The following is a 21740-nucleotide window of genomic DNA, read 5'->3' as shown; positions in this document are numbered from 1 at the left end:
GGTCTCCACCGTTAACGTTTCTCCCCGGTATCGCTGCCGGGGTTTTTCACATCCTAAAGGACGCTATGTTTATGCCTGCATCTGCACACGACTTCGCCGCCATCTGGCGTCAGTATCAGACCATCAAAACGCAAGAACCGGCAAAATACGCCCGTGACATCGCCAGCGAGATGGCGATCAGTGAAGCGGAATTAACCCACTCCCGCGTCGGGCACGATGCGGTGCGCCTGACGGGCGACGTGCGCGACATCCTCGCGGCACTGGAACCGGTGGGCGAGATCAAATCGATCTGCCGCAATGACTATGCGGTACACGAGCAACTGGGCGAGTTTACCCATCAACATATCAGCGAACACGCCGGGCTGGTGCTCAACCCGCGTGCGCTCGATCTGCGTCTGTTCCTCGGTGAATGGGCCAGCGTGTTTCACCTCTGCGAACAAAGCCCGCGCGGCGAGCGCCAGAGTATTCAGTTTTTCGACCGCCAGGGCGATGCGCTGCTGAAGGTTTACACCACGGCGCGTACCGATATGGCGGCATGGGACGCAGTGCTCAGCCGTTTTCGCGCCACCTCTGCGCAGCCGTTGACGATCGTCGCCGCCAAAGCGACTCAGTATGCGCACGCCGTCGACGCCACCGCGCTGGATCAGGCGTGGCGGGCGATGACCGATGTCCACCAGTTTTTCGGGTTACTGAAAAAGTACAACCTCTCTCGTCAGCAGGCGTTCCGGCTGGTGGGCGACGATCTGGCCTGCCAGGTCAGCAATGACGCGCTGCCGACCCTGCTGGAGAGCGTATTGCAGGACGGCAATGAAATCATGATCTTCGTGGGGAATCGCGGCTGCGTACAGATTTTTACCGGCGTGCTGGAGAAGCTGACGCCGATGAAAGGGTGGATCAACATTTTCAACGAAACCTTCACCCTGCATCTACGCGACGCGGGGATCGCCGAATGCTGGGTCACCCGCAAGCCGACGGACGGCGGTCATGTCACCAGCCTTGAGCTCTTCGCCGACGATGGCGTGCAGATAGCGCAACTGTATGGTCAGCGCAGCGAAGGTCAGCCGGAACAAGCGCAGTGGCGGGCACAGATTGATGCCCTGATCGGCAAAGGAAAAGCAGCATGAAAACAGTACTGATGTTGTTGTTAGCGCTGCCGCTGGCGGTCAGCGCGGCGGCAGAGAAAATCGTCTCCCTTGGTGGCGACGTCACCGGCATTGTGTACGGGCTGGGCGCGCAGGCGCAACTGGTGGGGCGCGACAGCACCAGCACCTGGCCTGCGCAGGCGCAAACAGTGCCGGATGTGGGGTATCTGCGGCAGCTCAACGCGGAAGGCATTCTCTCGCTACGCCCGACCGTGGTGCTGGCAAGCGCCCAGGCGCAGCCGTCGCAGGTGCTGCAAAAAGTGCAGGAGAACCATGTCCGGGTGGTCTCTGTGCCGGGCGGCTACACGCTGGCGGATATCGATAAAAAAGTCGCGGTGATTGCGGCGGCCATCGGGCGCACCGCCGCAGGCGACGCGGTGCGTAAAACACTGGCGGCGGAGATTGCCGCACTGCCCGCGCAGCCGGTGAATAAGCGGGTGTTGTTTATTCTCAGTCATGGCGGCATGGGGGCGATGGTTGCCGGACAGGAGACGGCGGCGGACGGCGCTATCCGCGCGGCAGGTTTGCAGAATGCGATGCAGGGCTTTGCCCATTATCGCGCCCTGTCGCAGGAAGGGGTGATCGCCAGCAAACCGGACCTGGTGGTGATCTCCGCCGACGGGGTGAAAAGTATGGGCGGTGAAGCGAGCCTCTGGGCGCTGCCCGGTCTGGCGCAAACCCCCGCCGGGCGCAATAAACAGGCGCTGATCATTGATGATACGGCGTTGCTGGGGTTTGGCCTGAGTACGCCGCACGCGGTGCTGGAGTTGCGCCGTAAAGCGGAGCACACGCCAGAATGAGTCGCGCCGTGTCCCGCATACTCTGGGGACTGCTTCTGCTGCTGTTGGGGCTGACGATGCTGGCGACCACCCAGGGGGCGATGCACTTGCCGCTCGCAAGCTTGTGGTCTGCGGGGGATGAGGGGCTGCGTCAGATCTGGCTGACTATCCGCCTGCCGCGCGTGCTGCTGGCGTTGCTGGTCGGCGCGGCGCTGGCGCTCTCCGGCTGTGTGATGCAGGGACTGTTTCGTAACCCGCTTGCCGATCCGGGGTTGCTGGGCATCAGCGGCGGCGCGTCGCTGATGGTGGCGTGCTGGCTGGTGCTGCCGGTGTCGGTTCCGGTGCTGGTCGCGCTGTACGCACCGATGCTGGCAGCATTTATTGGCAGTCTGGCGGTGATGGTGGTGATTTATCTGCTCAGCAAAACAGCGGAGAGCGGGCTGTCGCGCCTGTTGCTGGTGGGGATTGCCATTAATGCGCTGTGTAACGCGGGCGTGGGCGTCCTCTCCTGGATTAGCAACGATGCCCAGCTACGCCAACTTTCGCAGTGGGGAATGGGCAGTCTCGGGCAGACAGAGTGGTTAACGCTGGGGGTTGCTGCGACGTTGATCCTCCCGGCTTCGGTGGTTATCTGGCGGGTGGCGCAGCCGCTTAATCTGCTGCAACTGGGGGAGGAAGAGGCGCACTACCTCGGCGTCAATGTTCCTGCGCTTCAGCGGTTACTGCTGGTGTGCAGCGCGCTGCTGGTGGCCACGGCCGTCGCGATCAGCGGCATTATCAGCTTTGTCGGACTGGTGGTGCCGCATCTGATGCGCATCTGGCTGGGGCCGGATCACCGCGGGCTGGTGCCGGGTTCGTTATTGACAGGGGCCGGTCTGTTACTGATTGCCGACACGGTCGCACGCACGGCGGTAGCGCCTGCCGAGATGCCGGTGGGTCTGCTCACCAGCCTGCTGGGCGCGCCCTGGTTTTTGTGGCTGATCTTCCGACAAAGGAGAACTGCACGTGGATAACACGTTAACCGCCACCCATCTGCACCTGAAGGTTGGCGCACGGCAACTGATTGAGGATGTGTCGTTAACGCTGACTTGCGGTGAAAGGGTGGCGCTCATTGGCCCTAACGGTGCAGGAAAGTCAACGCTGCTACGCTTGTTGACCGGTTACCTTCCAACGGCTTCGGGGGAGTGCTCGCTTGCCGGGCGCGCGCTCAGCCAGTGGTCGCCTGCGGCACTCTCCCGCCATCGCGCAGTGATGTTGCAGCACACGCAACCGGGGTTCGACTGGCCCGTAGAGGCGATTGTTGCCATGGGGCGTGCGCCCTGGGGGCAAAAAGGCGAACGCGACATTGTGCAGCAGGTGCTGGCGCTGACCGGTTGCGATGCGTTACGCGGACGGCGTTATACCACCCTCTCCGGCGGTGAACAGCAGCGGGTACAACTGGCGCGCAGCCTGGCGCAACTCTGGCGTGACGATGCCCCTGAAGGCTGGTTATTTTTGGATGAACCCACCTCGGCGCTGGATCTCTACCATCAGCAGCAGTTATTGCGCTTGCTGAAGCGGCTCACACAGAAAGGAAAACTGCATGTCTGCGCCGTGCTGCACGATCTGAATCTGGCCGCGCTGTGGGCGGACCGCATCCTGTTGTTGCATAACGGCAAGCTGGTGGCGCAGGGCGCACCGGGAGCGGTTATCCAGCGCGCAGTCATTGCCAAATGGTATGGCGCAGATGTGCTGGTCGGCGAACACCCGGGCGGGGATGCGCCGCAGGTCTTTCTTTCCGCCTGACAGGCGTAGCGCTGGCGGGCGCAGGGAGGATGACAACCGCGTATTTTTGCTACAGTTTAGGGTGATGAACTGAAGCGGAGATCTGCGATGACCTTACCGCCACTGCAGGCGCTGATCTGTTTTGAAGCTGTAGCACGACACCGGAGCATGAAAGAGGCGGCGCAAGAGTTACACATTACTGCCAGCGCAGTGAGTCAGCAAATCGCCAAACTCGAAGCCTGGGTCAATGTGCGGCTGTTTATGCGCGGCCCGCGTTTTCTGACGCTGACGACGGAAGGGCAGATCTATCTGCGTGAAATCCAGCCTGCGTTTAATCAACTTTCCAGGGCGACGCAGCGGCTGATGGACTCCGGCTGGCAGACGACGGTGACCGTCAGTTGTACGGCCGAGATCGCCAGCCAGTGGCTGTTACCCCGTCTGAAGGGGTTTGAGTACTATCATCCGGGTGTGGAAGTGATCATTAACACCACTCACCGCACCGTTGATCTGCGCAGTGAAGGGATCGATTTTGCCGTGTGTCATGAGGCGCATGCCACGGCGGAATGGGTGTCGCACCGACTGGTTCACGCGCCCAGGTTGCCGGGCGGCAATATGGCGCTGGTGTATGATAAAGCCGCCATTTTGCAGCCGGTTTGCTACGATTTCCGCGACTGGTTGCTGGAGAAAACCGAGGCGGATAACCCGTAACGCCAAAAACGCCGGGTCGCAGCACCGTCCGGGCGCTACCCGCCAAGGTACATCTTTTTCACCTCCGGGTTAGCTAACACTTCCTGCGCCGCCCCGCTCAGCACGATTTTGCCGTTTTCCAGCACATAAGCCCGATCGGCAATGGTCAGCGCCGCCGTGGCGTTTTGCTCCACCAGCAGAATAGTAATGTTCTCCTCGCGCAACTGGCGAAGGGTGGTGAACAACTCGCCGACAATCTTAGGCGCAAGGCCCAGGCTCGGTTCATCGAGCATCAGCAATACCGGTTCGCTCATCAACGCGCGGGCTATTGCCAGCATCTGTTGTTCACCGCCGCTCAGGGTACCCGCCATCTGCTTACGTCGCTCCTTCAGACGCGGGAAGAGGGTAAACATGCGATCCCGCAGGCGGGTGAAGTTCGCCAGGTTGTTATAGGCCCCCATCCGCAGGTTCTCTTCGATGGTCAGGTTGGTGAAGATTTTTCGGCCTTCCGGCACCAGCGCCAGTCCTTTTCGCACAATATGGTGCGTCTGGCTGCGCGAGATATCCTCATTGAGAAAGTTCACCGTGCCGGTGGAACGCACCATGTTCACAATACCGTTCAGCGTCGAGGTTTTCCCCGCGCCGTTACTGCCGATCAGGGTGACGATCTCCCGGTCATAGATGTCAATATCCACCCCTTTCAGCCCTTGAATGACGCCATAAAAGACGTTTAACTCGCGTGCGCTAAGCATAACGTACCTCTCCCAGGTAGGCGGCGATCACCTCCGGATGTTGGATCGCGTCCGCCATCAGACCGCTGAACAACGGCTTGCCGTACTCCAGCACCATCACGCGCTCACAGAGCGCGTTAACGAATGGCATATCATGCTCAATCAACAGCACGCTTAACTGGTAATCCTTGCGCATGCGGAAAATCAGCCCGGCCAGATCTTCGGTCTCTTTTGGGTTCATCCCGGCGGCGGGTTCATCCAGTAACAGCAGCTTTGGCGCAGTGGCCAGCGCACGGGCGATCTCCACTTTACGCTGGTTGCCGTAGCTCAGGTTGGTGGCCTGTACATTGGCATAGTCGGCAATACCAATGTAGTCCAGCAGTTCCATCGCTTTTGCCCGCGCGGCGCGTTCGGCCGGAAAATAGCGGCCAATATGCAGCGCCGCTTCCAGCAGGGAGTAGCGGCTGGCGTGATCCAGCCCGACCATCACGTTCTCCAGCACCGTCATGGAATTAAACAGCCGGATGTTCTGAAACGTGCGCGCAATGCCGGCGTTCACCACCTGGTTAGGCTTCAGCCCTTTGATGGATTTCCCCGCCAGCGTCACGCTGCCGCTGGTGGGTTTATAGTTGGCGGTGATGACGTTAAACAGGGTGGTTTTGCCTGCGCCATTCGGGCCAATCAGGCCGAAGATCTCAGCTTCGTCCACGTGAAAACTTACTTTGTCGATGGCCCGCAGCCCGCCAAACTGCATCACAATGTCCTGCACCTGCAAAATGACGTTACTTGCTGTCATGACGGCTCCCTTTACGTAATTGCCACACCTCTTTCTTGCCAAACAACCCTTCGCGGGCGAACAACATGATCAACAGCAGCAGCAGGGAGAACACCACCATGCGCAGCCCCGGATAAGAACCGAGATCGTGACCAAACAGCGACAGCGGTTGATCGAGAAAACGCAGCCACTCGCCACTGCCGACCACCACAATGGTGCCGAGCAGTGCGCCGGTGGTGCTGCCCAGGCCGCCAAGCACAATGATGATCAGCAACTGGAAGGTGAGCATAAAGTCGAACAATCCCGGCGAGATGGTGGTCAGCAGCGAGGCCAGCAAACCGCCGCCAATCCCTTCAAAGAACGCACTGGTGGCAAAGGCGCAGGTTTTAATGCGAAATGTATTAATGCCCATCGCAATGGCAGCATCTTCATCATCGCGGATGGCCTTCATCATGCGACCGTACTTTGACCATACCAGTTGCAGGATCATCCCGGTGGCAAGCAGGGCGATAAGCCCACACCAGAACAGCAAATGCGGCTGTTGCGGAATATCGTTGAGCCCAATCGCGCCGTTGGTGATTTGCGGATTATTAATCGCGAGGATCTTGATAATAAACCCGAAGCCCAGCGTGACGATCGCCAGATAGTCGCCGCGCACACGAAACACCGGGAAAGCCAGGCACACCGCCAGCGCGGCAGCGCACAGGCCGCTTATCAACAACGCTGGCAGAAAACTGGCGTGCAGCAGCAAAATAAAGGGGCTGGGGGCCGCCATTTCGAACATATCCAGTTTGCTGTCGCTGGAGAGAATAAACAGCGCAGTGACATACGCGCCAACGGCGACAAAACCGTTCGGCTCTAGCGATAACTGCCCGGTGACGCCGTTAATCAGGTTGTAGCTGACCGCAAGGATCATAAAGACGAAAACGGTGCTGATAACCCGGACAATGTAATCGTTAAACAGCGTATTGATGGCGACCAGTAGCGCAATAGTGATGAGGATAATCAGCAGATTGCGCCCCTGCGCGGCAAGCGTCGTTGTGGGGTTGCGCATCAGAAACGGCTCCTTTCCAGACGTTCATCACCCATAATGCCAACCGGGCGGAACAGCAAGACCAGAATCAAGAACATAAAAGCAAAGGCGTCTTTATAGCCGCCCAGTTCGGGAAAGAGGGCGACGGCGACCACTTCAGTAAAACCAAGAATAAAGCCGCCGAGTACCGCGCCGGTCACGCTTCCTATACCGCCAAGCACCGCGGCTGCAAAGGCTTTCAGGCCAATCAGCACGCCCATTAACGGGTCAATCGTCGGGTAACTGATGGAGTAGAACACGCCACCCAGCGCGGCAAGACTGCTGCCCAATGCAAAGACCAGCGAAATAATCCGGTTGGCGTCAATGCCCATCAGTCGCACGGTGTTCACGTCAAACGCCACGGCGCGGATCGCCATACCATAGCGGGTGCGATAGAGCAGCCAGAGGATTGCCAGCAACAGCAGGACGGTGATCAACGGCACGATCCACGCCACGTTGGTAATGATTATCTGCCCAAAGGTCTGAGTGCTGTTGAAATAGTCCGGCGCCGAGAAAAAGCGGGAACTGCCGCCAAACAGGACGTTGAACAGATTTTCGAGAAAAAAACTCACCCCGATGGCAGTGATCAGCATTGAAATTTTCGATGCCTGGCGCAGGGGGCGGTAGGCGACCCGGTCAATAAACATGCCCAGCAGGCCGCATAAACCGAGGGTCAGTAAAATGGCTACCCCAAAGGGTAGCCCAATTGATGAGAACAGAAACAGCGTGGCGAATGCGCCGACCATCATGACGTCCGCATGGGCGAAGTTGATCAGGCGCAGCACCCCGTAAACCATGGTGTAGCCAATGGCGATCAGCGCGTACATGCCGCCCAGACTCATGCCGTTGACCACCTGCTGGAGAAAAATGGCACCATCCATTGAAGCACCTCTTGTTAACAACGGCCTGTCACTGCGTTAAGGATTAACCACAGTCTTAAAGGCGAGCTGACCATCTTTCACTTCGTTGATCACTGCGCTGCGTACCGCATCGCCATCTTTCAGCGTCAGTACGCCGGTCACGCCCTGGAAGTCTTTGGTGGCGCGGATTTTTTCGTTAACACACACACGGTCATGTGGGTCATTGCACTGGTTCATAGCGTTGACGATCACGTTGTAGGCATCGGCCGCCATTGCGCCCCAGGTGTGGGTCGGAGAGTTAAATTTCGCTTCCCACGCTTTGATAAACGCTTCGCCGGAAGGCGTCTGCTCTTTGGCGTTGGGCGAGTAGTAATCGGTGGTCATATAGCCATTAACCGCGTCTTTACCCACGTCAAAGAATACCGGATCCGCCGCCAGCCCATCGCCGCCGACCACCGGTTTATCCAGACCGAGTTGTTTGGCCTGAACGGCAATCAATGCGCCTTCGGTGTAGTAGATAGGCATGTAGATCATGTCGACGTTTTTGGCTTTCACGCTGGAGAGCTGCGCTTTGAAGTCTTTACTGCCTGACGGCGCTTGTACTTCGATGGGAATGGTGCCGCCGTTTTTCAGGAATTGCGTGCGGAAGGCTTTTGCCAGGCCGACGGAGTAGTCGTTGCTGCTATCAAATACGATGGCGGCTGTTTTGGCGTTCAGATCACGGGACGCAAGGTTCGCGCCGACCACACCCTGGAAGCTGTCGGAGAAGCAAACGCGGCTGACATAGGGGTGGTTACGGGTGACGCGGTCGTTGGTGGCGGTGGAGGAGACCAGCGGCGTTTTGGTGTCATCGGCGATTTTGACCATCGCCAGGGTATTGGAGGAGGTGACTTCGCCAATGACGGCGTCGACTTTATCACTGGAAACCAGGCGCTGCATGGCGTTAGCGGCTTCCACCTTATCGCTTTTGTCGTCGATCACCACCAGTTTGATGGTATCGCCGTTTTTCAGCGTCGGGGTAATGCCCTGGATCAGTTCGAGACCTTTTTGCGACGGTTGGCCGTAACCGCTCAGTGCACCGCTAAGTGGCAGCACCACGCCGATTTTCACTTCCGCCGCCAGCGCACTGTGCGCGACCACCAGGCCAGAGACCAGTACCGCCATTAAAGAGACTTTCCCACAAAAACTCTTCATTGTTACCTCACCGTCCGTCAGTTGATTGTTTATGTTTAACCATCAATTACCGCGTAACACTGATGAATACCGATGCGCCTGGAGAAATAGCCAATAACGCATAATGTTTTTGATTTATGGCGCTAAATTACGAAGGATTTTACTGTCAATAACGAAATCAACCTTACATCCATTAATTAGATTTTTCTCATCCATTCTTCTTATAGATTTAACGGGCGCAATAGCACTGTTTTGGCGCGCTAAAATAGTGCGTGTGCGCTCTGTTGGTGCGCTAATACAATCATTGTGAGAAGAATCAAAATAATTATTTGACACCATTAAGGCCATAAGTGGATTTAAAAAAGAAAATGTTTTTTGCGGATTTTAATAAACACATCAGCAGAATAAAAAACCAGATAATTGCAATAAATATGGTAAATAACGCCTGTTTTTGTCGCTATTGACAATAATAAAACCCTTGTTATTTTGTATTGGCAGTCAGCTTATTACCTGTTTTTTCGGAAATGTTATTTCTGCGTTAATTATTTTTGTTCAGCCTTATTCTGAGGACGGTAAATAATGAATATTCAAAAGCCCTATCTGCTTTTTCTTGGTGATGCGCACGACCAACTGGCAGCGAAAGTTGCCGATGGGATTAAACAATGGCACCCGGAATATTGTGTGGGCCAATACCGGATGGCGGAATGCCATGCCGATTGTCATGTCCCGGATATGGATATTAACGCAGCGGTAAAAGCCGGTGCGAAAACGCTGGTTGTGGGCGTTGCGAACCGTGGCGGCGTTATTTCACCGGCATGGATCTCTATTCTCAGCCAGGCGCTGGAAAGCGGTCTGGATCTGGCTGCCGGGCTGCATAATAAACTGGCTGATGTCCCGGAATTAAAAGCGCTGGCCGATCGCCTCGGGCGCTCACTGTTTGATGTACGCCATCCGACCCAGCACTATCCGGTTGCCAGCGGGCGTAAACGCAGTGGTAAGCGACTGCTGCCGGTGGGGACAGACTGCTCCTGCGGCAAGATGTATACCGCGTTGGCCATTGAAAAAGAGATTCTGGCGCGCGGCGGTAAAGCCACCTTTCGTGCCACCGGGCAGACCGGCATTCTGATCAGCGGCAGCGGGGTCAGCATCGATGCGGTGGTCTCCGATTTTGTCTCTGGCGCGGTGGAAACGCTGTCGCCGGATAACGATGCCGACCACTGGGATATTATCGAAGGTCAGGGGTCACTGTTTCACCCTTCATTCGCGGGAGTGACCACCGGGCTTATCCACGGTGCGCAGCCGGATGCACTGGTGCTGTGTCATGAACCTACCCGCACGCATATGCGCGGTGTCGATTACCCGATTCCCGACCTCAGTGATTGCATGGCGTTAAGCCTGAAAATGGCGCAACTGACCAATCCGCATGCCCGGTTTGTGGGGATTTCCGTCAATACCGCCGCGCTGGATGAAGCGCAAGCCGGTGCGTTAATGGATGCGCTGCAACAACGCCTCGGTCTGCCGGTAGTGGATCCCTTCCGTCAGGGTGTCGGGGCGATCGTCGATGCGCTGGCGGCGCTGTAATGGAACTCTCCGTTACGCATGAACGCTGGCCGCTGCGCCAGGCGTTCACCATTGCTCGCGGCAGCCGCACCGTTGCGGATGTGGTAGCGGTGGCCTTAACGGTTAATGGCGTCACCGGGCGCGGGGAGTGTCTGCCGTATGCCCGTTACGGCGAGTCGGTAGAGAGCGTGATAGCGCAGATTGAGCAGATGCGTGCTGCGCTGGCGAACGGCATGACCCGTGACACGTTACAGCTTGCGCTCCCGGCGGGGGCGGCGCGAAATGCGCTGGACTGCGCCTTCTGGGATCTGGAGTGTAAACGCGCCGGGCAGACCATCTGGCAACGCACTGCCAGCCAGCCGCCGCGTCATTTGCAGACCGCGTATACCCTGTCACTGGATACGCCAGAAAAGATGCAGCAGGCGGCGCGGGAAAATGCCTGGCGACCTCTGCTGAAGCTGAAACTGGCCGATAATCAGGATGGCGCTCGTGTTGCGGCGGTACGCGAGGGCGCGCCGCATGCGCGGCTGATTGTCGATGCTAACGAAGGGTGGGATGAACATCTCTACCTGCACCAGGCCACTGCGCTTGGCAAACTTGGCGTCACGCTGATTGAACAGCCGCTCCCGGCGGGTAAAGACGCGGTGCTGGCGCAACTGCCGCACCCTGTTCCGCTGTGCGCTGATGAGTCCTGCCATGATGTGGCATCACTGGCGCGCATTGCTGGCTGCTATGAGATGATCAACATCAAACTCGACAAGAGCGGCGGGCTAACCGAAGCGCTGCGCCTGAAGGCGGAAGCCAGGCGGCTGGGGTTACAGGTGATGGTGGGCTGTATGGTGGCGACTTCGCTGTCGATGGCACCTGCGGTGGTGGTGGCACAAGGCGCGAGCGTTGTCGATCTTGACGGTCCTTTGCTGCTGGCGAAAGACCGTGAACATGGGCTGCATTATGAAGGCAGCGAACTTTTTCCCCCGACGCCTGCCCTGTGGGGCTGACGCCGAAAATCAAGGAGAGGGTGATGTCACGCACGGTATATGTGAACGGCGAGTTTCTGCCGGAAGAGGCGGCGAAAATATCGGTTTTCGATCGCGGGTTTTTATTTGCCGACGCAGTGTATGAAGTCACGGCGGTGGTTAACGGTAAACTGGTCGATTTTAACGGCCACTATGCGCGGCTGGTGCGCTCCTGCACCGAACTGGGTTTAACGCTACGGCTGGATGAGCACGCCCTGCGTGACATTCACCAGCGGCTGATTGTGGAAAATGCGCTACAGGAAGGGGGCATCTACCTGCAACTGACGCGCGGTAATGGCGGTGATCGTGATTTCCACTATCCGCCTGCTGACACGCCCCCCACGCTGGTGCTGTTTACGCAGGCGCGTGCAGTGGTGGATCATCCCGCCGCCAGTAAGGGGATTCGCGTCGTGACCTGCCCGGATATTCGCTGGCAGCGACGAGACATTAAAACCGTGCAGTTGCTTGCGCCCTGTATGGCGAAAGCCTTCGCCGAAGCACAAGGTGCGGATGACGCCTTCCTGGTGGAAAATGGTTATATCACCGAGGGCAGCTCCTGTAACTGCTATATCGTGCAGGCGGACAACACCGTGGTGACACGCCCGCTCAGCAACAGCATTCTGCACGGGATTACCCGTAAAGCGCTGGTGCGGCTGGCGGAGGAGCACGGTGTGACGATCGAGGAGCGGCTCTTCACCCCGGAGGAAGCGCGCAACGCGCGTGAGGTGTTTATCAGCTCGGCGACGACCTTTGTCTGGCCGGTGATCGCCGTTGACGGGCAGACCATCGGTGACGGGAAGCCCGGACCTGTCACCCTGTTGCTGCGGAAGATCTATTTGCAGATGCTCTGAGCCATCCCCGCCACATTAAATGACCGCCCGGCGGAGCAGGGCTGGCATAGGATGCTGGCGGGCTATGTTAAAAAGAGGCGCAGCAGTGCGGGGTAAAACAGGTGAAGGGGGCAGAAGGTGATTAACGGTTCGCGTGTGCAGGGGGAAAATAAAAAGCGCTTCGTTAAAAGCGCTTTACCGGTTTGTCAGTGGTGAGCGGGCATACGTGGTGTAACCCGACCATGCAGCGCGGGATTGTCGCTTTCGTCCTTCAACCGTACGCCGGTCAGGCGGCGTAAAAAAGCCTGTTCCAGCAACCACGCCAGTTTAAAGGCGGCGGCATCGTAGCCCAGCCCTTCCGGGCGAATGTTCGAAATGCAGTTGCGCTCGGACTCAATGCGTTGCCGCTCGGGTTTCCAGGTCAGGTAAACGCCAAGGCTGTCCGGTGAGGATAAACCTGGGCGCTCGCCGATCAGGATCGCAACCGCCTTACTGCCCAGCGTTTCGCCGATGTCATCGCCCAATGCCACGCGAGACTGGTGCGCCAGCACCACCGGACCAAGCGAGATTCCCAGCGTCTGTAAATAGGGCAACAGGGCGCTGATGAGTCCCACCGACTGACGGTGTACCGCATGTGACGACAACCCGTCGCCAATGACCAGCAACAGGTCATGAGCAGGAGGGCGGTGCGCCGCCAAAGCCTGGCGGCTCTCGTCGCTGAGCATTCTTCCCAGATCCGGGCGATTGAGATAGGTGTGTCTGTCCGGGGCGGCGCTGTGAGCCTCCAGCGTGTTCAACCCCCGTTCATGTAACTGGCGCGCCAGCGTTTCGCTGTCGAACGGTTGGTGAATGGCATCGCGCGCCTGTGCATGGGCCAGACCGAAGTTAAGCACTTCGCGCGTGGGCAAACTGGCTCCGCTGCGGCCAAGCGCGATACGCGCATCAGTGAATTCGCGCAACAGTGTCCAGGCATCGGGACCGTTCATACATGTGCTCCTTGCGGTAATGCAGCCAGCAGCGGGTGGTTTGCACCGGTCAGGCGAAGCTGCCCGTGGGTGTCGATAATCTGCATGCGGGTAAGCCATGCGGCGAACTCGGGAGCATGTTTTAGTCCCAGCAGGCGGCGGGCGTAGAGCGCATCGTGAAACGAGGTACTCTGATAATTGAGCATGATGTCATCCGCCCCTGGCACGCCAATCAGGAAGGTCAGTCCGGCAGTGCACAGCAGCGTTAGCAGGGTGTCCATGTCGTCCTGATCCGCTTCGGCATGGTTGGTATAGCAGACATCACAGCCAATCGGCAGCCCCATCAGTTTGCCGCAGAAGTGGTCTTCCAGCCCGGCGCGGATGATCTGTTTGCCGTCGTAGAGATATTCCGGGCCAATAAAGCCGACCACAGTATTCACCAGCAATGGGTTAAAATGCCGGGCGACGGCATAGGCGCGCGCCTCACAGGTCTGCTGATCGACGCCGTGATGGGCATTGGCGGAGAGGCAACTGCCCTGGCCGGTTTCAAAGTACATGACGTTGTTGCCCAGCGTGCCGCGTTTCAGGCTTAATGCCGCTTCGTGCGCCTCCTGCAACAGGGCGAGATTGATGCCGAAACCGCTGTTCGCCGCTTCGCTGCCCGCTACCGACTGGAACACCAAATCCACCGGTGCACCGCGTTCGATCAATTGCACGGTGTTGGTGACATGGGTCAGTACGCACGACTGGGTGGGAATAGCGAAGCGGTCAATAATGTCCGCCATCATATGATTGAGCTTTTCCAGGACTGGCAGGCTGTCGCTGGCGGGGTTGATGCCAACGACGGCATCTCCTGCGCCGTACAACAACCCATCAAGCATGCTGGCGGCGATACCTTTCAGATCATCGGTCGGGTGGTTGGGCTGCAAGCGCACGCTGAGATGACCCGGCAGACCGATGGTATTACGAAAGCGGGTAATCACGCTGCATTTGCTGGCGGCGAGGATCAAATCCTGGTTGCGCATCAGTTTGCTGACGGCGGCGGCCATTTCCGGGGTGATGGCGCGGGCAACATGGCTCAACATGGCTGTGTCAGTGCTGTCCGCCAGTAGCCAGTCGCGAAAATCCCCCACCGTCAGGTGGGCTATCAGCGCGAAAGCGGCGCTGTCGTGAGTATCAATAATAAGGCGCGTGACCTCATCCGTTTCATAAGGAATTAACGGGGTGGCGAGGATATCGCGCAGCGGCACATCCGCGAGGGCGATTTTTGCCGCCATTCGCTCTTCCGCCGACTGCGCCGCCACCCCGGCCAGCACATCCCCGGATCGCGCCGGGGAGGCTTTTGCCATCAGTTCTTTGAGGCTGGCGAACCGGTAGGTACGGTGCGCCAGAGTGGTTTTATACATTGATACTCCTCAGGAAATCGCGCGCAGTTGCGGATCCAGGCTGGCGCGTTCGCGGGCGTGCGCCGTTTTACGGAACCACATATAACCGCCGAGCATCATAATGGCGAAGATCAGCGCCAGCAGGGTGTTGTACCAGACCATCGCCACCAGGCAGAGCACTGCCATGCCTAAGGCGAATGCGGGCGCGTACGGAAACAGCGGCGCTTTAAACGGGCGCGCCAGTTCCGGCTCGCTGCGGCGTAGTTTGAACAGCGCCGCCATCGAGGTGATATACATAACAATAGCCCCGAATACCGACATCGTCACAATACAGGCGGTCAGCGGCATACCGCTTATGGTGATTAATGAGTCAGAGAAAATCGCGGCAATCCCGACCACGCCACCGGCGAGGATGGCCAGATGCGGGGTGCGGGTTTTGCGATTCAGATTCGCCAGGCTTGCCGGCAGGTAGCCCGCGCGCGCCAGCGAGTAAATCTGGCGGGAATAGCCCATGATAATGCCGTGGAAAGAGGCCACCAGACCGAACAGGCCCAGCCATACCAGCATGTGCAGCCAGCCGCTGCTGTTGCCGACCACCACTTTCATCGCCTGCGGCAGTGGATCGTTAATATTGGACAGCGCACGCCAGTCGCCCACACCACCCGCAAACATCATGACTCCTACTGCCAGCACTGTCAGCGTCAGAATACCGCCACCCAGCGCGCGCGGAATGGTGCGTTGTGGATCTTTGGCTTCCTCTGCCGCCATGGATGCGCCTTCAATGGCCAGGAAAAACCAGATAGCAAATGGGATTGCGGCGAACATGCCCGGCAGCGCCAGTCCGCTGAAGCTGTCTGCGCCCGCCCAGCCGTTGGCGGTGAAGTTGCTCCAGGAGAAGCCCGGTGCGACCACGCCCATAAACACCAGCAGCTCGAAAATCGCCAGCAGGGTGACAATCAATTCGAAGGTCGCGGCGATCCCGACGCCGAGGATGTTCAGTGCCATAAAGATGATGTACGCCCCGCAGGCTACCCATTTGGGATCGAGCGACGGAAACTGTACATTCAAATAAGCCCCGATCGCCATGGCGATCGCTGGTGGGGCAAAGACGAACTCAATCAGTGTGGCAAACCCTGCAATAAACCCACCCGTCGGCCCGAAAGCGCGATAGGCATAGGCGAATGGACCACCGGCGTGCGGGATCGCGGTGGTCAGTTCGGTAAAGCTGAAGATGAATGCGCAGTACATGGCTGCAATCAATAATGCGACGATCAGAAAGCCCAGCGTGCCTGCCTGCGACCAGCCGTAGCTCCAGCCAAAGTACTCCCCGGAAATGACCAGCCCGACGGCGATCCCCCACAGCCGGAAGCTGCCCAGTGTTCTTTTTAGTGTTGTTTGTGTGCTCATAGTGTACTGCCTCGCCATTGAATACCTTGCTATAACGATTGCAAAGGCAGTGCCAGAAAAAAGAAGTCTTATTATTCATTGTGTTAGGTGTGAGTAATCAATCTGACCCGCTTGCAGGCGTATTTTTGGTGCACGCGCTGCCCTGCAATGGTGAAGTTTGCGCGACTGGAGGATGTGTTGCTTAAGCGTAAATTTATTGCCGCGGGGTTAGGAAAATAATTAATTGTTACAAGGTGGAGGTGTTTTGTAGCTAATAAAGACAAATTAAATGCGAATATTCTTAAGTTATTATTCTTATTGCAGGCTTTAATTATATTATTGTAGTTTAAAATATTGAATTGCTTCACATTAACTTAACATGTTGATTTTATAGTTTGCTTTAATAATTTTTTGTGAACTATTTCGCATATTATTCAGGCACGAGCCTGATGTTAAATGTAATCCATGAGAATCAGTTGACCTGAATTGTCCGGCAATTTAGTTTGTAGCAAAAAAATTCAGTGCAATTTTCGGGTATGTTTAACGAAGGAGGAAATAATGGCCTGGCGTCCTATTTTATATGTGATTTTTACGCATAATCCGCGACTTAATAGTCGACGGGCGCATCTGCGTCTGGTGCATGGGTAATATTCCCTCTTCCGGCAGGAAGAGGGAGAGGCGAGTAGCTAACTGGCTTTCTGCTCGGGGAGATGTGCGGCAATATAACGTTCGTAGCGGTTGGCTTTCAGGTAGGTCAAATCCACCAATACCAGACCATCGACACAATTGTTGAATTCCGGATCGCAGCCAAAATCAATAAACTGTACGCCCCCCGTTTCACACAGTTCGGAATACTGTTTATACAGCGGTGGAATACCGCAGCCCAGATTGCCAAGCAGCGATTTCAGACGCGTCAGATCTTCGGTGTAATCCTCACCGGTAAACTGTGCCAGCACGTCCGGCATGGTGGCAGGCCACGGGCGACGTGACGCGGCCAGCGGCCAGGTCGCCGGGAACCACAAACGGTAGAATGCCACCAGCAGATCCCTTGCCGCAGGCGGCATACCGCCGGAAATTGACACCGGGCCAAACAAGTAGCGGTATTGCGGATACCGCGCCAGGTATGCGCCAATTCCCGACCAGAGATAGTCCAGACCACGACGTCCCCAGTAACGCGGCTGAATAAAGCTGCGTCCCAGCTCAATGCCGTTACGCAGCACGTCCGCCATCCGATCGTCATAGTGGAACAGACTGTGGCTATAAAGCCCTTCAATGCCGCGGGCTTCGACCTGCTGTGCGGTGGGCATAAAGCGATAAGCGCCGACGATTTCCAGATCGCTCTCATCCCAGAGGATCAGGTGCAGGTAATCGTCGTCATATTTATCCGTATCGCGACGTTTACCGCTGCCTTCGCCCACCGCGCGGAAGGCAATCTCCCGCAGCCGTCCCAGCTCGCGCAAGAGCGGCGCATCTTCCTGCCCCTTGCGCTGCCAGAGGTAGATAATTTTGCCATCCGCCGTGTGGCCAAGGCACTCGGCGTTATTGAGTTCACGGCGCAGGGTGATCCGTTCTTCCGGGCGCGCAATGGCGCACTCGGTTTTGAAGGGGCCGGGCAATCCCTTGCCCAAACGCAGGACATGCTTGCGACACTTATCGGCCAGTTCCCGTGAGGAGAGTTGCGGCGTATGCCAGCTATTCCAGGGAATGCGCTGACCGATTTTGATCGGCAGGTTGCTGTTGCGGCGGCGAAACATCTGCTGCATCAGCAGCAACAGCGGTAGCGTGTCCGAAACCATTGCGCTTGCGTAGAACAGTGCGCTGTTACGGGCATCGATCCATGCCGGTAGCAGCGGAGCGCGGAATTTATTCGCCAGTTTGATAAAACCGGTATGCCAGCTTTTATCGCGGATACCTTTACGCGTTACGCGTGAGACTTCTCCCGCCGGGAAGAAAATCAGCACACCGCCTCGTTGCAGATGGTTCTCCATCTGTTGTAGCGACGATTTACGCGTGCGTCCGCCCATGTTATCCACCGGAATGAACAGTGAACTGAGTGGCTCCAGGTGGGTCAGCATACGGTTGGTGACCACTTTGACATCGCGGCGAACACGGGAAACGGCATACATCAGCGCCAGCCCGTCGAGCGTCCCGGTGGGGTGGTTGGCGATAATGACCAGGGGGCCATGTTCGGGGATCTGTTCAAGATCGTGAGCGGGAACGGTGCAGCGGATCTGCAGGTGTTCAAGCACTTGCTCAACCATATCCAGCCCTTTCAGGTGGGGATGGCGTTCCGCAAATTGTTGGAACTCGCGTTCATAAAGCAGGCGTCTGAGCAGATTCTTTTGCCAGGGTGCGGGTCTGGCCTGTGGCCAGAGGTCGTCGAGTACATTGTCGAGACTAAACATGGTGGCTTCTCCTCCCGTCTTGCGAAGACAGTAAAGGGAGAAGATGACGTTTACGTTTCATTACAATGAACATATGACAATACAAAATGGCATGTTTTGTCACATCTACCCTCTCCCGGCGGGAGAGGGCGAAAGGCAGGGCTAACTCAGAGGATACCGCGTTCGGCGAGGTCGAGGGCGAAGTAGCTGAAGATCAGATCCGCGCCTGCACGTTTGATTGCGCCCAGGCTTTCCAGCACCACTTTATCTTCGTCGATGGCACCCGCCAGCGCGGCGAATTTGATCATCGCGTACTCGCCGCTCACCTGATAAGCACCCAGCGGCAGCCCGGTGCGCTCGCGAACGTCACGCAGAATGTCCAGATACGCGCCCGCCGGTTTGACCATCAGGCAGTCTGCGCCTTCGGCCTCGTCGATCAGCGACTCGCGAATCGCCTCGCGGCGGTTCATTGGGTTCATCTGGTAGGTTTTGCGATCGCCTTTCAGCGCAGTGCCTGCCGCTTCACGGAACGGGCCGTAGAACGACGAGGCAAACTTGGTTGAATAAGACATGATGGCTGTGTCGGTAAAGCCTGCCGCGTCCAGCGCTTGGCGAATGGCTTTTACCTGACCGTCCATGGCAGCGGACGGCGCGATGAAGTCTGCGCCTGCGGCTGCGGCAACCACGGCTTGTTTACCCAGATTGAGCAGGGTCGCGTCGTTATCCACACCGTGGTCGCACAGCACACCACAGTGACCGTGCGAGGTGTATTCGCAAAAACAGGTGTCGGACATCACAATCATCTCCGGCACGGTCTCTTTGCAGATGCGCGACATACGCGCCACCAGGCCGTTTTCCTGCCAGGTATCGCTCCCTGTCTCGTCGGTATGATGAGAAATACCGAAGGTCATGACGGAGCGGATCCCAGCCCTGGCGATGCGTTCGATTTCACGCGCGAGGTATTTTTCCGGAATGCGCATGACGCCTGGCATGGCCTCAATGGCTTTGTAGTCGTCCAGCTCTTCTTCAACAAAGATCGGCAACACCAGGTCGTTTTTGCTCAGTGTTGTCTCTTCAAACATAGCGCGCAGCGCGGGGGATTGGCGCAGGCGGCGAGGGCGAGTGATTAAATCGGTCATGGTATGCCTGATATTTGTGGAACAGATAGTGCCATTGTAACTGAAAAGAGGGGGCGCTGTTTTACCAAAATCGCTGTTAAATACCGGGGCAAAGGCAGATGCTGCCTGCCCCGGTTATTGCCTCAGGAGGCGGGAACCACGTGCGGTTTGTTGTTGCTCAGTTCACTGACCAGGTCGTTGACGCCGTCGCTCATATTGGTAAAGCGCGTCAGCGGCGAGCGGGTGATCACCACAAACACTCCGACGTTATGCTGCGGCACCATGGCCATATAAGTGATAAATCCACCGCCGCCACCGGTTTTCTGAATGATGCCAGGGTGCCCCTCTTTCGGTGCCATATACACCCAGCCCAGACCCAGCGCGTCCGCTTTACCGGGGACATCCATCCCGATCACTTTCGTCAACTGATTACGCGGGTAAATCAGCGTCTGCATACGGTCGGCCTGACTGTTGCGGGAGTAGAAATCCGACGAGAGAAACTGTTGCATCCAGCGCATCATGTCGCCGGGCGTGGAGTAAACACCGCCGCTGCCGACTGCCGCTAGCGTATTGTTACAGGGGCTGGCACCTTTTTCGGCCACCATCAGGCGTTTGCACTGATCCGGTGAGGGCGTAAAGGTGGTGTCTTTCATGCCCAGCGGGCGCGTGATCTGATCTTCAAACAGTTGGGGATACGGTTTCCCCGCCGCTTTTGCCAGCGCATCGGCCAACAGATCAAACGCCAGGTTGGAGTAGGCGGCCTGCGTACCGGGCGCGAATTTTAGCGTGGCGGTTGAGAGCCAGTTCCAGCGCTGTTCACGCGTTGGCCAGACAAACACATCGCGGTGCGCCGCGCCGCCCGGTTGTTCACGGGGCAGGGCGCTGGTGTGCGTGGCGAGATTCACCAGCGTAATGGGCGTGCCCTGGTAAGTCGGGACGCGAGCGCCCGGCGGTGCATATTTACTTAAGGGATCGTCCAGACGCACGATACCTTGATCGAGCAGTTTCACCAGCATCTCGCTGGTCATCAGCTTCGACAGTGAGGCAATACGAATCACCGAGTCCAGTTGTGGGCGTACATTATTACCCGGTCGGGTTTCGCCATAACTTCTGAATACGCGCTGATTACCGTCAATCACGACGATCGCCATTCCTGTCGCGCCGCTGCCAAAGTAAATATGGTTGGCGTAGCGATCGACGATATCCGAAGCAAAAACCGGGTCAGGAGAGTGTTGCGCCGCCCGGGCGGTGGTCAGGCTGAGTGCGCACAGCATCGCAGAAAAAAGCAAACAACGTTTCAACGAAGGGGTCCACAGAATAATGGGAAAGGTAGAGCGTATTTATACTACTTAGCGTCCCGTTGCAAAGCCCTAATAAGCGTATTCTTTCGCCCTAATACGTAACGATGGGTAAATATGAAATTTTTTCCCTATGACTGCGCCCGCATGCGCATGTGATAACCTCTCTCTTCCCCGAAAGCAGGAGTCAGAGAATGGCAGGTAAACGGGTAGTGATGGTGGTGGATATGCAGAACGGGGTGTTCGCAACGCCACGTATTCAGCGCGAGCAGTGCGTGGCGCGCATCAACCAGTTAATAGCCGCCGCAGACACGGTGATCTTCATTCAGCATGCCGAAGCGGGTGGACTGGAAGAGGGCAGCGCCGGGTTCGATTTGTTGCCGGAACTGAACCAACCGGCGGGCGCGCTGTACGTCACCAAGACTGCCTGCGATGCGTTCTACAAAACGCAGTTGGAAAGCGTGTTACGCGAGCAGGATATTGACGCCTTTGTCATGTGCGGTTGCGCCACGGACTACTGTGTTGATACCACCCTGAAAAACGGCGCCAGCCGCGGCTATGCGATAACGGTGGCGCAGGATGCTCACACCACGGCTAACCGCCCGGCTGCACAGGCGGCAACGTTAATTGAGCACTATAACGACGTGTGGCGAACGCTCACCGTACCGGGCAATCCCGTGCGGGTGAAACCCGTCGAAACAATTGTTCACGAATGGCAAACGAACTAAGGGGTTACCCTTAGGTCTGAAGAGATTATCCGGCGTCGCATTTGCGGCGCTTTTTTGTCACAGCGCGTTTTAGCGCGGTGCAAAATC

General features: G+C 57.3%; 20 protein-coding genes. 9 read left to right on the top strand and 11 right to left on the bottom strand.

All coding sequences use genetic code 11. The features are described 5' to 3' along the window. The first annotated feature begins 65 nt into the window (after positions 1-65). The 5 genes from GA0061071_RS07615 (at position 66) to GA0061071_RS07595 (ending at position 4393) form a co-directional block, all read left to right on the top strand. The gene (locus GA0061071_RS07615) at positions 66-1124 is read left to right on the top strand and encodes a hemin-degrading factor (RefSeq protein WP_408612822.1); all 1059 of its coding nucleotides are present in this window, start codon (positions 66-68) and stop codon (positions 1122-1124) included. Next, on the top strand, positions 1121-1942 hold the full coding sequence (locus GA0061071_RS07610) for a heme/hemin ABC transporter substrate-binding protein (protein WP_061497333.1): 822 nt from the start codon (positions 1121-1123) through the stop codon (positions 1940-1942). Before GA0061071_RS07615 ends, GA0061071_RS07610 begins: the two co-directional genes overlap by 4 nt. Continuing rightward, on the top strand, positions 1939-2934 hold the full coding sequence (locus GA0061071_RS07605; RefSeq protein ID WP_088236792.1) for a FecCD family ABC transporter permease: 996 nt from the start codon (positions 1939-1941) through the stop codon (positions 2932-2934). Before GA0061071_RS07610 ends, GA0061071_RS07605 begins: the two co-directional genes overlap by 4 nt. Then, a complete protein-coding gene (locus GA0061071_RS07600; RefSeq protein ID WP_088236791.1) occupies positions 2927-3706 on the top strand; it encodes a heme ABC transporter ATP-binding protein in 780 nt (259 codons plus the stop codon). The genes GA0061071_RS07605 and GA0061071_RS07600 overlap by 8 nt, the downstream gene beginning before the upstream one ends. A gap of 87 nt (positions 3707-3793) precedes the next feature. After that, positions 3794-4393, top strand: coding sequence for a LysR family transcriptional regulator (locus GA0061071_RS07595; RefSeq protein WP_088236790.1), 600 nt, complete (start codon positions 3794-3796; stop codon positions 4391-4393). Positions 4394-4428: 35 nt separating this feature from the next. On the opposite strand, the gene GA0061071_RS07590 is transcribed toward GA0061071_RS07595, so the two are convergent. From GA0061071_RS07590 to GA0061071_RS07570, 5 genes are read right to left on the bottom strand one after another with little or no spacing between them, the layout of a single operon-like run. Further along, on the bottom strand, positions 4429-5124 hold the full coding sequence (locus tag GA0061071_RS07590; protein WP_061497325.1) for an ABC transporter ATP-binding protein: 696 nt from the start codon (positions 5122-5124) through the stop codon (positions 4429-4431). Further along, complete coding sequence (locus GA0061071_RS07585) at positions 5117-5899, bottom strand: ABC transporter ATP-binding protein (protein ID WP_088236789.1); 783 nt, start codon at positions 5897-5899, stop codon at positions 5117-5119. Before GA0061071_RS07585 ends, GA0061071_RS07590 begins: the two co-directional genes overlap by 8 nt. Continuing rightward, positions 5886-6932 (bottom strand): branched-chain amino acid ABC transporter permease, encoded by a 1047-nt coding sequence (locus GA0061071_RS07580; protein ID WP_061497321.1) that lies wholly within the window; start codon positions 6930-6932, stop codon positions 5886-5888. Before GA0061071_RS07580 ends, GA0061071_RS07585 begins: the two co-directional genes overlap by 14 nt. Next, positions 6932-7831, bottom strand: a complete 900-nt coding sequence (locus GA0061071_RS07575) for a branched-chain amino acid ABC transporter permease (RefSeq protein ID WP_088236788.1) — start codon at positions 7829-7831, stop codon at positions 6932-6934. The genes GA0061071_RS07580 and GA0061071_RS07575 overlap by 1 nt, the downstream gene beginning before the upstream one ends. 36 nt (positions 7832-7867) lie before the next feature. Continuing rightward, positions 7868-8974, bottom strand: coding sequence for an ABC transporter substrate-binding protein (locus GA0061071_RS07570; RefSeq protein ID WP_167352636.1), 1107 nt, complete (start codon positions 8972-8974; stop codon positions 7868-7870). Between the two features lie 588 nt (positions 8975-9562). On the opposite strand from GA0061071_RS07570, the gene dgcN reads away from it, so the two are divergent. Genes dgcN through GA0061071_RS07555 form a run of 3 tightly spaced genes read left to right on the top strand, consistent with a single transcriptional unit; the run spans position 9563 to position 12410 of the window. Then, a complete protein-coding gene (dgcN, locus tag GA0061071_RS07565) occupies positions 9563-10564 on the top strand; it encodes an N-acetyltransferase DgcN (protein WP_088236786.1) in 1002 nt (333 codons plus the stop codon). Continuing rightward, positions 10564-11541, top strand: a complete 978-nt coding sequence (gene dgcA, locus GA0061071_RS07560; RefSeq protein ID WP_061497313.1) for an N-acetyl-D-Glu racemase DgcA — start codon at positions 10564-10566, stop codon at positions 11539-11541. The genes dgcN and dgcA overlap by 1 nt, the downstream gene beginning before the upstream one ends. A 23-nt stretch (positions 11542-11564) precedes the next feature. Further along, a complete protein-coding gene (locus tag GA0061071_RS07555) occupies positions 11565-12410 on the top strand; it encodes a D-amino-acid transaminase (protein ID WP_061497311.1) in 846 nt (281 codons plus the stop codon). 185 nt (positions 12411-12595) lie between these two features. Here GA0061071_RS07555 and eutC read toward each other — a convergent pair whose 3' ends face one another. From eutC to ampH, 6 genes are all read right to left on the bottom strand, one after another. Further along, a complete protein-coding gene (eutC, locus tag GA0061071_RS07550) occupies positions 12596-13375 on the bottom strand; it encodes an ethanolamine ammonia-lyase subunit EutC (protein ID WP_088236785.1) in 780 nt (259 codons plus the stop codon). Continuing rightward, positions 13372-14760, bottom strand: a complete 1389-nt coding sequence (locus GA0061071_RS07545) for an ethanolamine ammonia-lyase subunit EutB (RefSeq protein ID WP_061497306.1) — start codon at positions 14758-14760, stop codon at positions 13372-13374. Before GA0061071_RS07545 ends, eutC begins: the two co-directional genes overlap by 4 nt. A 9-nt stretch (positions 14761-14769) precedes the next feature. Beyond that, complete coding sequence (gene eat, locus GA0061071_RS07540; protein ID WP_061497304.1) at positions 14770-16146, bottom strand: ethanolamine permease; 1377 nt, start codon at positions 16144-16146, stop codon at positions 14770-14772. 665 nt (positions 16147-16811) lie between these two features. Further along, positions 16812-18530 carry a bifunctional ornithine lipid synthase OlsF gene (gene olsF / locus GA0061071_RS07535; RefSeq protein ID WP_061497302.1) on the bottom strand — a complete coding sequence of 573 codons (1719 nt, stop codon included), beginning with the start codon at positions 18528-18530 and terminating at the stop codon, positions 16812-16814. 146 nt (positions 18531-18676) lie between these two features. Then, a complete protein-coding gene (gene hemB, locus GA0061071_RS07530; RefSeq protein ID WP_061497300.1) occupies positions 18677-19648 on the bottom strand; it encodes a porphobilinogen synthase in 972 nt (323 codons plus the stop codon). Between the two features lie 122 nt (positions 19649-19770). Continuing rightward, positions 19771-20928 carry a D-alanyl-D-alanine-carboxypeptidase/endopeptidase AmpH gene (ampH, locus tag GA0061071_RS07525; RefSeq protein WP_061497298.1) on the bottom strand — a complete coding sequence of 386 codons (1158 nt, stop codon included), beginning with the start codon at positions 20926-20928 and terminating at the stop codon, positions 19771-19773. Positions 20929-21119: 191 nt separating this feature from the next. Here ampH and GA0061071_RS07520 point away from each other — a divergent pair, with 191 nt between their 5' ends. Then, positions 21120-21653, top strand: a complete 534-nt coding sequence (locus GA0061071_RS07520; RefSeq protein WP_061497295.1) for an isochorismatase family protein — start codon at positions 21120-21122, stop codon at positions 21651-21653. Positions 21654-21740: the final 87 nt, after the last annotated feature.

The sequence above is a fragment of the Kosakonia oryzendophytica genome (assembly GCF_900094925.1).
Classification (GTDB): domain Bacteria; phylum Pseudomonadota; class Gammaproteobacteria; order Enterobacterales; family Enterobacteriaceae; genus Kosakonia; species Kosakonia oryzendophytica.
This window is presented reverse-complemented; position numbering and strand designations above follow the sequence as displayed.

Coding starts and splice junctions, on each gene's coding strand:
- olsF (WP_061497302.1), bottom strand. CDS start 18,530: ATGTTTAGTCTCGACAATGTACTCGACGACCTCTGGCCACAGGCCAGA.
- GA0061071_RS07555 (WP_061497311.1), top strand. CDS start 11,565: ATGTCACGCACGGTATATGTGAACGGCGAGTTTCTGCCGGAAGAGGCG.
- eutC (WP_088236785.1), bottom strand. CDS start 13,375: ATGAACGGTCCCGATGCCTGGACACTGTTGCGCGAATTCACTGATGCG.
- dgcA (WP_061497313.1), top strand. CDS start 10,564: ATGGAACTCTCCGTTACGCATGAACGCTGGCCGCTGCGCCAGGCGTTC.
- dgcN (WP_088236786.1), top strand. CDS start 9,563: ATGAATATTCAAAAGCCCTATCTGCTTTTTCTTGGTGATGCGCACGAC.
- hemB (WP_061497300.1), bottom strand. CDS start 19,648: ATGACCGATTTAATCACTCGCCCTCGCCGCCTGCGCCAATCCCCCGCG.
- GA0061071_RS07605 (WP_088236792.1), top strand. CDS start 1,939: ATGAGTCGCGCCGTGTCCCGCATACTCTGGGGACTGCTTCTGCTGCTG.
- GA0061071_RS07590 (WP_061497325.1), bottom strand. CDS start 5,124: ATGCTTAGCGCACGCGAGTTAAACGTCTTTTATGGCGTCATTCAAGGG.
- GA0061071_RS07570 (WP_167352636.1), bottom strand. CDS start 8,974: ATGGCGGTACTGGTCTCTGGCCTGGTGGTCGCGCACAGTGCGCTGGCG.
- GA0061071_RS07545 (WP_061497306.1), bottom strand. CDS start 14,760: ATGTATAAAACCACTCTGGCGCACCGTACCTACCGGTTCGCCAGCCTC.
- GA0061071_RS07615 (WP_408612822.1), top strand. CDS start 66: ATGTTTATGCCTGCATCTGCACACGACTTCGCCGCCATCTGGCGTCAG.
- eat (WP_061497304.1), bottom strand. CDS start 16,146: ATGAGCACACAAACAACACTAAAAAGAACACTGGGCAGCTTCCGGCTG.
- GA0061071_RS07595 (WP_088236790.1), top strand. CDS start 3,794: ATGACCTTACCGCCACTGCAGGCGCTGATCTGTTTTGAAGCTGTAGCA.
- GA0061071_RS07575 (WP_088236788.1), bottom strand. CDS start 7,831: ATGGATGGTGCCATTTTTCTCCAGCAGGTGGTCAACGGCATGAGTCTG.
- GA0061071_RS07520 (WP_061497295.1), top strand. CDS start 21,120: ATGGCAGGTAAACGGGTAGTGATGGTGGTGGATATGCAGAACGGGGTG.
- GA0061071_RS07580 (WP_061497321.1), bottom strand. CDS start 6,932: ATGCGCAACCCCACAACGACGCTTGCCGCGCAGGGGCGCAATCTGCTG.
- GA0061071_RS07610 (WP_061497333.1), top strand. CDS start 1,121: ATGAAAACAGTACTGATGTTGTTGTTAGCGCTGCCGCTGGCGGTCAGC.
- GA0061071_RS07585 (WP_088236789.1), bottom strand. CDS start 5,899: ATGACAGCAAGTAACGTCATTTTGCAGGTGCAGGACATTGTGATGCAG.